The following is a 13,924-nucleotide window of genomic DNA, read 5'->3' on the forward strand; positions in this document are numbered from 1 at the left end:
GGCATCCCCTGGCGCCTACACGGAGGCCCGGGCCGAGCGATCGGAGAACGATGACAGTCTCGAACAGCGTCACGCCCGACATCTGGCCGGCTGCCGTGCCGTTCCCGGGCAGTGAAGACCCCCCCGGCCATGTCGAGGACGTCAACGGCGTTCCGGCCCGGCACCACTATGTGGAGGCCGCTGGCACGTCCTGGCACGTGGTCACCGCCGGAGACCCGGACAAGCCGCCCCTCGTCTTTCTCCACGGTTTCCCGGAATCATGGTGGGCCTTCCACGCCCAGATCGCCGACCTGGCCGCCGACGCCTTCTGCGTCGCCGTGGACACCCTGGGCAACGGCCAGTCAGACAAGCGGCTCGACCTCGACTACCACTACGGAGCGGTCGCCGCGAACATCGCCGCCCTCATCGATGTCTGCGGGCTCGACCGCTTCGCCCTCGTCGCCCACGACCGCGGCGCGGTAATCAGTGACAACCTGTGCGCCGTCCCCTCCATGGCCGATCGCATCGTCGGCTACGTGCGCATGCAACAGTCCGGCAACCAACCCCACAGCGAACCCCGTCCCCCACACGAGCTGTTCGCTAGCCCCGCCGGCGTCGAGCTCTTCAAGTCCGGGCTGCTGATCGACATGGCATACGGCGCCCTTCCCCGCCCGGACGGCCAACCTCCGCTGGTCGCCCGGCCGCTCGACGACACGACCCTGGCCCGGCTCCGTCGTGAATTCTCCTTCCCAGGCGTAGCCGAAGGGGCGTCCGCGTCGTTCCGCGGCGCCAGCTTCGACCGCGAACTCGCCGAGCGCAAGGCACGGCTCTTCGCGGCCATGACGATGCCGGTGCTGTTCCTCCAAGGCTCCCGCGATCCCGGTCAGCAGCCCTCCGAGTACGAGACGGTCAGCGACGAGGTACCGGATGGCCGCCTGGTCTTCGTCGACGCGGGACACTTCTTCCATCTGGAAGCACCGGCGGAGACCAACGCCGAGGTCAGGGGATTCCTCACCGACATCGGCTGGATCGGGACGCAGGCCTGACTGAACCGCCCCGGTCGAGATGGCGCCCACCGCGTCCGGCGATAGTGCGCGTCTGCCGGCGGCAATGCGGGCGGTGAACTGCGCCGGCCGCACCGCAGGAATCAGCTCAGTCGGTGACCAGCTTGCCGATGATGGCACGGGAGATGGCGCCGAGCTGTGCCATCTGCTCGTCGGTGAGAGCGTCAAGGGCTAGTGGTGCTTTGTTAGGTTCGGTGGCGTTTGTTGCGGTGTAGCGGTTTCACGGGTTGGTGGCAGGTGATGCAGGCGCCGGTCCAGGTCGCGAGGAGTCGTTGCAGCTCGCGGATGACCGCGTAGAGGGTCAGGCCGGCGCAACCGCTTTGGGTCCAGGCGCAGTTCGGTGATGAACAGGTGAGCGGCGGTGACGAGGGTGACGTGGCGGTGCCAGCCGGTCCAAGAGCGGCCCTCGAAGTGGTCCAGGCCGAGGCCGGTCTTCAGTTCGCGGTAGTCGTGTTCGATCCGCCAGCGGATCTTGCCGTAGCGGACCAGGTCGGTGCGGCTGGTGGTGGCGGGCAGGCTGGACAGCCAGTACTTGACCGGCTCGGCCTCGTCGTCCGGCCACTGGGCGATCAGCCACCGCTCGGGCAGGGTGCCGTCGGCGTCACTGGCGACGCGATGCCCGGCCGGGCGTACGCGCAGGAAGATGAACTGGGAGCTCATCGTGCCTTTCGAGCCTTCCCGCCAGATGATCGTCTCCGCAGTCCGGCGGCCGGCGGCACGGATGTGTTCGACCAGGCTGACAGCCGTCTTCGGGTAGCGCGGCTCCGTGCGGGTCGGTGGGCGGCCACGCCCGGACCACACCCGCGGCACCGGTTGCACGTCTGGCTTGTGGGCGAGAGCGTCGCCTTTGACCTGCATGATGTAGCCGATCCCACGCTCGTCCAAGGCGCTGCGGAACTGGCTGTTGTCGCCGTAGCCGGCGTCCGCTGCCAGTAGTGGTGGGCGCAGGCCGTGCTCGGCCAGTTCGTCGAGCATCTCCACGACCAGCGCCCACTTCGGGCGATGGCGCTCGTCCTCGGGAATCGTGCAGCGAGCCCGGCGAGCGGCCACCCCGTGCCGTTCAGCCTCGTCAACAGCTTGGTCGTCCCACGACGTCGGCACGAACAACCGCCAATCCAGAGGGCACGATGCGGTGTCGGTGACGGCGTGGACGCTCACCCCGATCTGACAGTTCGCCACCTTGCCCAACGTCCCCGAGTACTGCCTGGCCACGCCCGGCGAGCTCTTGCCGTCCTTCGGAAAGCCGGTGTCGTCGACCACCCACGCCACCGGCTCGACCACCTCAACCGCCCGCCGGGCCAGCCGCATCCGCACCGCCGTGGTGTCCCACGTCGAGGTCGTCACGAACTGCTGCAACCCCTGATGATCCACCCCGAGCCGATCCGCCATCGGCTGCATCGACTTACGCCGCCCGTCCAGCAGCAGCCCCCGCAAATACGTCTCACCCTTGGCCCGCTGATCCGACCGCGCCAGCGGGGTGAACACATCCGCGGCGAACGCCTCAAGCCGTTGCCGCACAACGGAAAGCTCATCAGGGGTCACGCCAACATCGAACTACCCGAACCACTCCCAGCGCCCCAACGACACGCCGACCTAACAAAGCACTACTAGAGGAGGCGCTGAATGCGCACCTTCGGCTGCTCGTTCCGGAGGTGGCCCTGCTTGTGCTGGCGGACCTGCTCGTCCCAGGCATCCTGGTCGTAGTCGGGGTCCGGCGGGATCCACTTGTGGGAGCCGTCGCTGTAGTGGAACTTGTCGTCCCCGGGGCGCAGGATGCTCACCGCAGCCAGCCGAGGAAGCGTTGGTGCAGCGCTCCCGCCGGCACCCAGGTCAGGTCTTCGGAGGCGCGCACCAGTTGGGCGCCCAGGTAGAGAGCCAGGGATATCGGTGCGCCGTCGAACTCCGCGCGTAGCTCTCGCTGCCGCGTGCGGCAGGGCCAGGGCGCGTCGCAGCCGCCGCAGCTCCAGATCGGCAGCACCGGTCCGTGCGTGGTCATGCGCAGCCTCCGAGCAGCGCCGCCGTCAGCGACCGCGCCTGCCGGCTGGTCGCCCACTCCACCTGCCAGCACGGGTACGGCGTGAGCCGCGACCACCATGCCCGGCAACCGGTGCACAGGCCGTCCGTCCCTGGCAGATGCGCGACCAGGATCCGCTCCGCCTCGATGCTCATTGCTCCTCCTGGGCGGGCCAGTGCTTCCGGTTAATCGGGATGCGGTGTCGGTTACGGCAGGGCAGGTCGACCCCACAGCGACAGACCCACGCCCACTTGCGCCACGACCATGCCGGGCGGTGTCGCCGCGCCAGGGTCATCGCGACGGCGATCAGGTACTGGTCGTAGGACACTCGTCGCCACGGTGGTGTTCTGTCCCGCATCACTGCCTCCCTCCGCCGGGCAGCCCTCCATGACCGACCCCGAACCACGGGACCGGATCTGGAACGTTCGGTAACTGCGACGCTACGATCACGGGGACGGCGGTTGGACTCACCCGTAGTACGAGTGAGCAGGCCAAATGCCCTTCCACAGTGTTGGTTTCACGGCGGGAACGTCGACCACCGGTCAATGTAGGGATGACGGATGGCAGGTCGCGGACGATCGGCACTACAGCGCGGCGGGGTGACCGGCTACCTGTTCAAGCTGATCCGGGAGTCCATCCCGCTGACGCAGGAGCAGCTCGCCGTGGGCCTGGGCGTCGACCGCGTGACCGTGCAGAGCTGGGAATCCGGGCGGCGGCCATTCACCGCGGTGCCGCTCGGGCACGCGGTCTCCGTCCGGCACCGGCTCAGACGGCTCGGCGCGAACGCAGTCCTGCTCGCCGCACTCGACGACGCTGCCGAGGCAGACTTCATCCTCGCCGCAGTCCTCGACGATCAGGTGGACCGCTGCGACATCGACGAACAACCGCTCGGCTCGTCCGTACTCACCCACCGCCTGACAGATCTGATCCTCTGGGCCGTCCTCGGGCAGACACCGACCTTCGCAAGAGGGCTACCCATCGCCCATCCGCGGCGAGGTCCGGTCGCGTCCGGGCCGACCCTGCCCATCGATGAGCAACGTACGTTCTTCGCTCACCTTCCCGGGCTCGCCGAACGCGCAGCCGCCGGACGGGATCCGAACGTGCTCCTGCACCGGCAAGCCTGCTTCCTCGCCGGCATGGACCCCACCAGGGCGGCGGCGGGTTGGCTCACCCAGACCACCGCCCGCGCCCGCCGGACGACCACCTTCCACACCTGGTCACCTCTGTGGCCCGACGCCCGCTCCGTCGTCACGTCCCTCGCCAACCAGGGCAACCCGGAACCGCTACGGGATTTCATCGCCCGGGCACACCCGGACGACGCCTGCGAGCGAGCGGCCCTCAACTACTCGGCCTACTGGGTAGGCGAAATCCCGTACCGCCACCGCGACGACTGCTTCATGCCCGGGACGCTCGCGGACTGGCATGGCTCGATCCTTCTTCGGCACCTGGTCCAGCGCCTGGACCCAGCGCATCCCTTCGTCGACCTCAACATCCACAACGTCTGGGCTCTGTTGGCCGCACGACGCGGCCTCGCCCTCGACAGCCCCGCCGCGACCCGGTCACTCCTCGACCGCAGTGTCCCGCTCCTGGACAGTGACCGGATCTCCGCGCAGTCGCGGCAGGAACTAACCTTTATCGTCTACCGCCTGCGGGCGGACGGACTCACCGGCACAGGGACGGGCAGATGAGCGACGACCACGACGCCGCCGGAGCAATGAGCTTCATCTTCGAAGCCGGCGTACTCAAACGCGCCGCCCGTACCGGCTGGTGGTTCGCCGGCGTCAAGCACCCCGAGTCCATCGCCGAACACTCCTTCCGGACCGCGCTCATCGGGATGATGCTCGCCGCCATGGAAGGTGCCGACCCGGCCCGGGTGTCGATGCTCTGCGTCCTGCACGACACCCAGGAAACCCGAATCACCGACATCCCGCACATCGCCAAGCGCTACCTCACCGCCGTACCCAACACCACCGTCACCGCCGACCAGGTCGCCACCTGCCCACCGGCCGTCGCCGACGTCATCACCGCCGCCGTCGCCGAATACGAAGCTGGCGAAACCCTCGAAGCCACCGTCGCCCGCGACGCCGACAAGCTCGAATGCCTCGTCCAAGCCGTCGAGTACCGCCACCAGGGCGTCGACAACGTCCAGCGCTGGATCGACAGCTCACGCGCGGCACTCAAGACCGCGAGTGCCCACCGCCTCGCCGACGCCGCCCTCAGCGGACAACCCCTCGCCTGGCTCACTCCCCCGCCACCGAGTAAGCCCTAGTCACTTGGCGTTGACCTGCCGGTGGCCCGGACCTGCCAGTGCTGCGCCCAAGGCAAGGACGCCACCCGGCCGAAGCACAAGCGGCGCTGCTGCGCTGTCGGCCGCTGCTGCCGGGCCGTCCCGTCCACGCGCACGGTCAGCGACATCCGAGCCGCGCTGCGGGCCGCCCTCACCCACGCCCAGGCCGAAGACCTCATCACCAAGAACCCCGCCGTGCCGGTCACCCTCGCCACCGTCCGCCGCCGGCGGGGCAAGTCCTGGTCGAGCGACGAGGCGCGGAAGTTCCTGGAGTCCGCCAGAGCAGACGAGGACTTCCTCTACGCCGCCTACGCCCTGGTCCTCGTCACCGGATTGCGCAAGGACGAAGCGCTCGGACTCACCTGGGCAGACGTCGACCTCGACGCCGGAGAGCTGACCATCGGCCGCCAACTGCAACGCGTACGCGGACAGCTCCTCCACCGGGACACCAAGACCCAAGCGTCCGACGCCACTCTCCCCCTGCCCGACATCTGCCTGACCGCCCTCAAGCTCAGACAGGAACAGCGCGATGAGGCACGAGCAGCCGCCGGCAAGGCATGGCACGAAACACACCTCGTATTCACCACCCGCTATGGCACACCCATCGAGCCGCGCAACTTCCAGCGCTCCTGGCAGAGAGATGCGAGAAAAGCGGGCGTCAAGCCGATCACCGTCCACGACGCCCGCCGGACCTGCGCCACGCTCCTGGCCGACCTCGACGTCCACCCGCGAGTCGCCATGCAGGTCCTCCGGCACGCCCGCTTCTCCGTAACGATGGAGATCTACACCCCGGTCTCATCAATGGCGACACGCGACGCCCTAGAGCGCCTCGGCGACTCCCTCGGCATCTGACCTACACGGACAGAGACGGGTACTGGTCCAGTTCTCGCGGTTCGGATCGCCGAGAGCGTCCCACTCCTCAGGTGTGCCGGGAAACGGCTGCCAGTACGGCAGATGGAACGGTCGCCACGTCGGAGTGACCATCGAAAACGACTCCAGCTCCGGGTCCGCGAGCATGCGGTAGATGAACTCCGTCATGGACATGTCGAACCGGTGCCACGGGTGGGGCGGATCGTGCCGAGCGAGCACGGGCCACCGATCAGACTCCACCGAGCGGTCCGCCAGCCAGAAGTACTGACCCCCGGACGAGTCGTGACCCCATTCGATCAGCCCGGACCCCTTGTCGGGCTCGTACAGATCGTGCGGGGCGTACAAGCGCGCGGCGGGATCGTCATGCTCACTTACCCAACGCCGGCTGGAGTTCCACCACCCGAGCAGCGAGGTCGAATCGTGATCGTCGGTCGGTCGCGGTAGGTCAAGGACGCCCATGAACAGGCCTGGCACGAACCGCCGGCACAACTCCTTGAAGTCGCTCGGCAGCGCGACACCGAGCTCCGCCTCCACCTGCTCCCAGCCGGCACCGCCCTCAGGCTGGTGGTGCCATCCGGTCACGTCGATGATCCGGTCGATCCACGTCAACTGATCGTTCACGGCCGGCAAAGTAACAACACAGGCGGACACCTCGTCGCCCGCTGCTCACCCGCTGGCTGACCGTTGCTGCACTTCGCTGCTGTACGGGCAGCAAAAAGGCCACCCCCATCAATGGGAAGTGGCCTTCTACCTGGGTGGGCGATACTGGGATCGAACCAGTGACCTCTTCGGTGTGAAGCGGGACGCTGTACCGACTCTGACCTGGGGAAACGGGAACCCGCAGGTCGTAGTGGGTGCAGTAGAGTGTCGTTCAATGCCGTTGGGCGCTGTTCAACACCGTTCAGTGCACCCCGTTGCTCCCAACCTGCTCCCCGAGCTCGGGCATGAAGATCGGCGGCAGATTGATCTGCTGCGGCATCCGGACGGGCCGGCCGACGCCATATGGACCACCTGCCACGCGGCGCCGGCCCTCGCCTACGAGGTTGGCGGTGCCGAAGGTCAACGCCTCCAAACCGCTCCCCCGGGATACGTCAGCCGGCTCACCCAGCCGGCCGCGGCCGCCCAGGACCCCAACAAACTCCAGCAACTCCCCTGGCGCCGCAAGTGGGCGCTCTGTCAGCGGCAGATGTGCGCACTCGGCCGCCAACAACCCCACTCCTCAAACGCGTTCTCAGACCGCTCGAACTTCGGCGAGCCGCCTGACTGCGTACTCGTCGTCCCAGCAGACGGCGGCTTCCCATGCCGCCGACGCTTGCCCGGCGATGTCGAGCGCGCCGTCGTCGAGGCCGGCGGCGTTGTCGGGCAGCACGAGGTCGAGGTCGGCGACGTCGACGTGCGACTCGTCCCAGTCGATCAGCGCGACCTGACTCGCGGTCATGCGGACGTTGCCAGGGTTGTTGGGGTTGCCGTAGACGACGCATGTCCGACGTCCGCTGAGCCGCGCCCACGCTGCTCGGCATCGAGCAACACCCTCAGGGGGCATCGCGCCGAGGTCGATCTTCGTCCCGGTCTCGGCGTGCAGGAGATCGGTCGACGATCGCCAGCCTGGGCGCTGCGGCCAGCCCTGCGTCAGCCGATGCAACTCACGGAGCGTGCCGGCCAGTCGGCCTGCGTCTCGGGCGGTCCGCCATCCAGATAGGTCATCACCACCAGACCGTCAGCGAACAGCCGGCCGTCCGTAGTCGGGATCGGGACCGGCACGGTCAGACCTTCACGGTCGAGGTGTTGGAGGAGCCCTGTCTCCCACGCAAGATCAGCGTCGCTCCTGGTGCCGAGACGACCGACCGCGAGGTGCCCGTTGACGCGCACGCTCCACACGTCGTTGGCGACTTCGCCAGCGAGCGGTTCGATGCGAGCGACGTCTTCACCCCATTGCCCCAGTGCATCCCACCCCACTGGCCATACCTTACGGGTTCCGAACATCACTGTTCTCGGCACGAGCGGTCGGCTGACTCGTCGGTCTCGCAGGTGCGGCCCCTGACGCCCCCTCGCCGGCAGATCCGGATGCTGGGGTCGCGCCCATACTTGCACCGTGACCAACCAGAGCGATGCCCTTCCCGTGCTCGTCATCGACGGAGCCTCGTTCGTCGACTTCGCCGGCTTCGTACGCGAGTTCTCGCAGCTGCTTTGTCACGGCACCTGGAACGGAAGCCTCGATGCCTTCAACGACATCCTCCGCGGAGGCTTCGGCACCCCCGAGACCGGCTGGGTGCTCAAGTGGGTCAACTCTGACTCGTCCCGCGTCGCGCTTGGTCATGACGCGACGGTCCGCTGGCTAGAGCAGATCCTCGTCACCTGCCACCCATCGCACCGCGCGAGCATCGAGGCCAGGCTCAGCGACGCACAGCGTGGCCAGGGGCAGACGCTGTTCGACATGATCGTAGAGATCATCCACGAACACGGCCCAGGCGGCAGTGAATCCGAGGATGGCATCATCCTCGAGTTGCTCTAAACCGTTCGGGTCCCTTCCTGACCGTTGCCGCCCGACCCCAGCTGCATCCGCTCACCAGGTCCACGCCTCCGCTGCCCACGACTCGCAGCAACGCGCGATCCGCGGCAGTTCCGGATGCCGAACGTCAGGGATGCTGACCACAGAGTGTGACCGCTCAGCGTTCGCTTGTGGGCACGGTCGGCGCCTGAGCCGTACCTCAACGCCTGTGCGGACGACCACTTGCAGTGGCACGCGTAGTGTCGTCGCCATGCCGGCTCCACAGTGGTTCTTTCGCTTCATCTACGACCGCGAGAGCACGGCCTGGGGGCGACGACGCGACGAGCCGGAGCACCGTGACATGGTTGAGCGGACCGCCGATGAGCTCGCGGACGTCGTTGCACCACCCGGACCGGTAGCCGACCTCGGCTGCGGACCCGGCGCGCACGCACTCGCACTCGCGCGGCGCGGTTACGACGTCGTCGGTGTCGACGGGTCGCCCCGCATGATCGAAATCGCGCGGACACGAGCCGCGCGCGACGGCGTTGACGCGACATTCGACGTGCACGACGTCAACGCACCGCTCCGCTTCGCGGACGCGACGCTCGGAGGTGTCCTCGCGATCCTCGTCCTACAGCACCTCCCGCATCCTGCGGCCTTCATCGCCGAGATCCGGCGCTGCCTTCGGCCGGGCGGGCACCTGTTGATCACCGCTCCCGCCCGCGACAGCGCGTCGCTCACTTCCCAGAGCCTGTACTGGCGGCTGCGCGCAGCGTGCTATCACCTCGTGCCCGGCGCCGTCCGCTTCTACGACACGAACTCCCTCCCTCGTCTGGTCGAGGAGCAGGGCCTGATTATCGTCGAGTGCAACGGCGAGTCCGGTCGCGTGACCGTACTGGCTCGCGCGTAAGGTCGCTCGCCGAGCGTGCCTCCGACGCCGGATCGGGGTGCCATCAAGGCCTCGTTTTCCCCTTGGTGCTCGGCGGCGGCGCTTGAGCCGAGCCCTTCGAGCGTGATCCACCGAATCCGCAGGATTAAGCCTTTCTGGCAACCTCATTCAGACAAAGACGCCACACCAGCGGGTTACCTAATCCCGGGAGAACCCCAGCGAGAGCAGCATGATCAGGCACACTCATTTCGGCACGAGCGAACGCTGACCGGACGCGCGGTCTGCGGCAGAACCGGACGGCGGCGTGAGTGGCATCGCGCCCGATGAGTACCGGTCTGCCGTGATGGGGCCGCCGCCCTCGCTCGGCCACATTTGACAGCCCGGCGGGGTGACGCACGGTCCATGTCAGTCGCGGCGCCGAGGTGCCGGCGGGTGCCCGCGGTTCAGGTCGTGCTTTCGGAGGGAGTCCGCGGTCTCGTCGGCGAGTCGTTGTAGCAGCCATGCAGTCGCGGCCTGCACCTCGGTGGCGGCTCCGAGCGGGGTCTCGACCGGCGGACGGGTCTGGGCGTCGACCTGGTGGCCGCCGCAGCCGGTGGGGTCGGTGTCACAACTGAGGGAGATCGTGGTGTGCACCTGCCATGGCGGCCCGGGGCGGTGGTACGGTCCGCTGCCAGCCGGGGCGCACAGGACGTCCACCCAGATCTGATCCGATCCACCCTCGCCTGCCAGGACCGTGACCGGGAACTCCGGTTCGGGCCCGAGCCGCTGATAGCGGAAGCGGTTGAGCGGGACGCCCCAGAGCTGAGCGTCGGGTCGTGCACCCAGCCGCTGCCCCAGCCGGAAGAGGGTCTCGTCGGCGGACTGCAGAAGCTGACGAACGAGGTCGTGTTCCGTCCGATCTGCCAGGGCGGGGAACAGCCAACCGACCTCGCCTAGCCTCGGCCTTTCACAGCGGTCGTGATCTTGGGTGTCTGACGGGTCGGTAGATATGGCGAAGTGCCTGCCACGTAAGGAAAACTGCCCGGTGTCGAGTCGTGCAGGTTCCCCGCGTGAGAGGCACTTCGTAGGTGCAGATTACCCAGTGGTCGAAGGGCTTGTCCGTCGAGGTCGGTGGCGGTGGCGTGGTGTCGCACGTGGGTGCGGCGCTGCTGCGGCTGCTGGCTGATCGCAGCGGGTTGACGCAAGCGTTGTCGGCGTCGGTGGCCCGGCGGGGGTTCGTCCCCGGTCGGGACCGGGGCAGGGTGCTGGTCGACTTGGCGGTGATGATCGCCGACGGCGGTGAGGCGATTGCGGATATCGACGTGCTGCGCCATCAGGGCGAGGTGTTCGGCGTGGTCGCGTCGCCGGCGACGTGTTGGCGGGCCCTCGACGAGGTCAGCGACGTGCAGGTGCGGCGTATCAGCCGGGCACGGGCGAAGGTCCGGGCCCGGGTGTGGGCGTTGTTCGGGCAGGTCCCGGCCGCGTGTGCCGCCGGCCGTAGCCTCGGCGACGGCCTCGTTGTGCTGGACGTGGACTCCACGATCGTGCTCGCCCACAGCGACAAGGACGGCGCCGCGGCCACCTACAAGCACACCTACGGGTTCCATCCGATCTTGGTGACCTGCGACAACACCGGGGAGCTGCTGGCGATCCGGCTGCGGCCGGGCAACGCCGGGGCGAACACCGCGGCCGATCACCTGGGCGTGTTGGGTGAGGCGTTCGCGCAGGTCCCGGCCGCCCACCGCAGGAACCTGTTGGTGCGTGGCGACTCGGCCGCCGCCACCCACACAGTCCGGACTGGCTGACCGCGCAAGGCCGCAAGCGTGGCCGCAACGTGGAGTACTCGCTCGGCTGGTCGATCGGCGAAGCCGAACGCGCCGCCATCAGCGCACTGCCGACCGCGGCCTGGTCACCCGCCTTGTCCGCCGACGGCGGCATCCGCGACGGCGCACAGGTCGCAGAGTTGACCGGCCTGCTCACCCTGGCCGGCTGGCCGCCCGACATGCGGGTGATCGTGCGTCGGGAACGACCACACCCCGGCGCTCAACTGTCGCTGTTCGAGGAACGCGACGGCCGGCGCTACACCGCCTTCGTCACCAACACCACCGTCGGCGCCCTGCAGTGGCTCGAAGCCCGCCACCGCGCCCACGCCCGCGTCGAAGACCGCATCCGCTGCGCCAAAGACACCGGACTCGGCCGGCTGCCCTCCCGCGAGTTCGCCATCAACACCGCCTGGTGCCAGATCGCAGCCATCGCCAACGACCTGATCGCCTGGCTGCAGGCCATCGCCCTCGATGGCGACCTGGCCAAAGCCGAACCGAAACGGCTGCGCTACCGCCTGCTGCACACCGCCGCCCGCCTGGTCCACGGTCAACGCCGCCGCCGGCTGCGCATCCCATCGACCTGGCCCTGGGCCGACCAGATCACCGCCGCGTTCACCCGAATCGCGGAGATCCCCGCCCCCGGCTGACCAGCTCAGCCCTATCCCGACGACCGGAGGAACCAAGGAGAACCACGCCCACCGCCGCGACAGACGGCCCACCACCATGCCCTCGACCCAATCGCATCGAACACCAGCGATCAAAGGCCCGGGGCCGAAGCGGCCGACATCAGCCGTGAATGATCGAGGCTAGCGGCAGCGGAATGTCCCGGGAGGTCACGGCTCAGTCTGCGTCGTCGAGGCATGCCACGTCCACACCCGTTGTCCACACCAACCGCTTTGGCGGCATCGGCGTGGACGTGGCAAGCCACAGGAGCTCATGATCCTGTGCACGCACATCGGCTACTTGTTTCATTGACCTACGACCGTGGGCCCGGCCAGGCTTCGGTCGAGGCGCCCGGGCTGTCGCTCTCATTTCGGCTGCCCATGCTGGTCGTGTGGCTCTCATTTGGCCTGCGCAGTCCCGGGCGCCGCCAGGGCGGGGAGAGGCTCAAGAGGGGTTTGCTCGGCTCGAAGTAGCGTTGCCCTCCCGGCTCGATGAACCTGCTGGATCGAGCATCGGAGGACCTGTTGAGCGTCGCGTTGGATCGCGTGGTCATCGGTATGGACCCGCACAAGCGCTCCGCCACCATCGAGGTCATGGCCGGCGACGAGACGATCGTCGGCGGCGGCCGCTTTGACACCGGCCGGGACGGCTATGCGGCGATGAGAAAGTACGCCAGGCAGTGGCCGAACCGGGTCTGGGCGATTGAGGGCTGCCAGGGTATCGGCCGGCATATCGCTAACCGGTTGTTGGCCGATGGCGAGCAGGTCGTAGATGTGCCACCGAAGTTGTCCGCCCGGGCGCGGGTGTTCGCCACCGGGCAGGGCCGCAAGACCGACGCCACGGACGCACACTCCGTCGCGCTGGTCGGCACCCGCATGGCCGGCCTGCGGCCGGTCGTCAACGACGAACAACTCGCCCTGTTGCGGATCCTGGTCGACCGGCGCCGTTCCCTCGGCGAAGACCACACCCGGATGGTCTCCCAGCTGCATCAACTGCTGCTGGAGCTGATTCCCGGCGGGGCGAAGAAGAGCCTGTCCGCCGCCCAGGCCAAGGCACTGCTGGCCACGGTCAGACCCCGTGACGCAGTCGGCAAAGCCCGGCGTCGGGTCGCCGCGGAGCTCATCAGTGACCTCGAACGGGTCTACCAACGCTCCAAGGAAGCCGACAAGGAACTGAAGGAACTGGTGGCCTCCACCGGCACTACGCTGTTGGACCTGCACGGCATAGGACCATCCGGCGCCGCCCGGCTGCTGGTCGAGGTCGGCGACATCGCACGGTTCCCCAACCGGGCCCACTTCGCCTCCTGGAACGGCACCGCCCCCATCGACGCCTCATCCGGCGAACAGGTACAACACCGGCTCTCCCGCGCCGGCAACCGGCAGATCAACCGGGTGCTGCACATCATGGCCACCGTCCAGCTGCGCAACCCCACCGAAGGACGCGCCTACTTCGACCGGAAGAAGGCCGGCGGCAAGACATCAATGGAAGCGATGCGCGCGCTGAAACGACGCCTGTCCGACATCGTCTACCGGCGCATGATCACCGACGCCGCAGCCGCCATGGCGGCGGGCCCGGGAGGACAACGGGGAACGACTACTGACTCCAGCGTGACCGACTCGCATCCCCAAGCCGGCTCTTCGGAGAAGTCACTTCCCGAACCCGCCAAGACCCAGCTTAGAACCCCGCTCCCGATGGTGTCTTGACACAGAGGGGAGCCATGAGCGTGCGATTGGAACCAATCACGTAACGGCCAGAGGTCGACCCCGTCGGGTCGGCGCAAGTGGTCACCGTTCAAGAAGCCCTGCTCACAGGTTCTCCAGTGGGACTCGGGTCTCAGCTCGCGGGATCCATCTCGACGCCACCACGAC

The 13,924-nt window shown here is 68.0% G+C and carries 13 protein-coding genes and 2 pseudogenes; 8 read left to right on the plus strand and 7 right to left on the minus strand.

The genetic code is table 11. The features are described from left to right. Positions 1-50: 50 nt before the first annotated feature. Positions 51-1,025, plus strand: coding sequence for an alpha/beta fold hydrolase (locus tag ACN26Y_RS28010; RefSeq protein WP_196255717.1), 975 nt, complete (start codon positions 51-53; stop codon positions 1,023-1,025). Between the two features lie 189 nt (positions 1,026-1,214). Here the strand turns inward: ACN26Y_RS28010 and ACN26Y_RS28015 are convergent, their stop codons facing one another. The 4 genes from ACN26Y_RS28015 to ACN26Y_RS28030 form a co-directional block, all read right to left on the minus strand. After that, positions 1,215-2,585 carry an IS701 family transposase gene (locus ACN26Y_RS28015; protein WP_155333135.1) on the minus strand — a complete coding sequence of 457 codons (1,371 nt, stop codon included), beginning with the start codon at positions 2,583-2,585 and terminating at the stop codon, positions 1,215-1,217. A 65-nt stretch (positions 2,586-2,650) separates the two neighbouring features. Then, on the minus strand, positions 2,651-2,824 hold the full coding sequence (locus ACN26Y_RS28020) for a hypothetical protein (protein ID WP_196255718.1): 174 nt from the start codon (positions 2,822-2,824) through the stop codon (positions 2,651-2,653). Further along, positions 2,821-3,039: a hypothetical protein gene (locus tag ACN26Y_RS28025; RefSeq protein ID WP_155333136.1), complete on the minus strand. Its 219-nt coding sequence runs from the start codon at positions 3,037-3,039 to the stop codon at positions 2,821-2,823. The genes ACN26Y_RS28020 and ACN26Y_RS28025 overlap by 4 nt, the downstream gene beginning before the upstream one ends. Further along, positions 3,036-3,212, minus strand: coding sequence for a hypothetical protein (locus tag ACN26Y_RS28030; RefSeq protein ID WP_196255719.1), 177 nt, complete (start codon positions 3,210-3,212; stop codon positions 3,036-3,038). The genes ACN26Y_RS28025 and ACN26Y_RS28030 overlap by 4 nt, the downstream gene beginning before the upstream one ends. A 405-nt stretch (positions 3,213-3,617) precedes the next feature. Between ACN26Y_RS28030 and ACN26Y_RS28035 the strand changes: the two genes are divergently transcribed. The 3 genes and pseudogenes from ACN26Y_RS28035 to ACN26Y_RS28045 form a co-directional block, all read left to right on the plus strand. Further along, positions 3,618-4,745, plus strand: a complete 1,128-nt coding sequence (locus ACN26Y_RS28035) for a helix-turn-helix domain-containing protein (RefSeq protein WP_155333137.1) — start codon at positions 3,618-3,620, stop codon at positions 4,743-4,745. After that, positions 4,742-5,326: an HD domain-containing protein gene (locus tag ACN26Y_RS28040; RefSeq protein WP_422733789.1), complete on the plus strand. Its 585-nt coding sequence runs from the start codon at positions 4,742-4,744 to the stop codon at positions 5,324-5,326. Before ACN26Y_RS28035 ends, ACN26Y_RS28040 begins: the two co-directional genes overlap by 4 nt. A gap of 21 nt (positions 5,327-5,347) precedes the next feature. Continuing rightward, positions 5,348-6,196 (plus strand): annotated as a pseudogene (locus ACN26Y_RS28045) (tyrosine-type recombinase/integrase); the annotation flags it as partial. On the opposite strand, the gene ACN26Y_RS28050 reads toward ACN26Y_RS28045, so the two are convergent. From ACN26Y_RS28050 to ACN26Y_RS28060, 3 genes are all read right to left on the minus strand, one after another. After that, positions 6,164-6,835 carry a hypothetical protein gene (locus ACN26Y_RS28050; protein WP_422733790.1) on the minus strand — a complete coding sequence of 224 codons (672 nt, stop codon included), beginning with the start codon at positions 6,833-6,835 and terminating at the stop codon, positions 6,164-6,166. The pseudogene ACN26Y_RS28045 and the gene ACN26Y_RS28050 sit on opposite strands and share 33 nt — an antisense overlap. A 610-nt stretch (positions 6,836-7,445) precedes the next feature. Then, on the minus strand, positions 7,446-7,856 hold the full coding sequence (locus ACN26Y_RS28055) for a hypothetical protein (RefSeq protein ID WP_422733791.1): 411 nt from the start codon (positions 7,854-7,856) through the stop codon (positions 7,446-7,448). After that, complete coding sequence (locus ACN26Y_RS28060) at positions 7,844-8,170, minus strand: hypothetical protein (RefSeq protein ID WP_422733792.1); 327 nt, start codon at positions 8,168-8,170, stop codon at positions 7,844-7,846. The genes ACN26Y_RS28055 and ACN26Y_RS28060 overlap by 13 nt, the downstream gene beginning before the upstream one ends. Before the next feature lie 136 nt (positions 8,171-8,306). Between ACN26Y_RS28060 and ACN26Y_RS28065 the strand changes: the two genes are divergently transcribed. The 4 genes and pseudogenes from ACN26Y_RS28065 (at position 8,307) to ACN26Y_RS28080 (ending at position 13,759) form a co-directional block, all read left to right on the plus strand. Continuing rightward, a complete protein-coding gene (locus tag ACN26Y_RS28065) occupies positions 8,307-8,726 on the plus strand; it encodes a barnase inhibitor (protein ID WP_422733793.1) in 420 nt (139 codons plus the stop codon). A gap of 247 nt (positions 8,727-8,973) precedes the next feature. After that, a complete protein-coding gene (locus ACN26Y_RS28070; RefSeq protein WP_422733794.1) occupies positions 8,974-9,612 on the plus strand; it encodes a class I SAM-dependent methyltransferase in 639 nt (212 codons plus the stop codon). 1,046 nt (positions 9,613-10,658) lie between these two features. After that, a pseudogene (locus ACN26Y_RS28075) lies at positions 10,659-12,040 on the plus strand (IS1380 family transposase). A 507-nt stretch (positions 12,041-12,547) separates the two neighbouring features. Further along, on the plus strand, positions 12,548-13,759 hold the full coding sequence (locus ACN26Y_RS28080) for an IS110 family transposase (RefSeq protein WP_422733795.1): 1,212 nt from the start codon (positions 12,548-12,550) through the stop codon (positions 13,757-13,759). Positions 13,760-13,924: the final 165 nt, after the last annotated feature.

The sequence above is a fragment of the Micromonospora sp. WMMD558 genome, from assembly GCF_049315255.1.
Taxonomy (GTDB): domain Bacteria; phylum Actinomycetota; class Actinomycetes; order Mycobacteriales; family Micromonosporaceae; genus Micromonospora.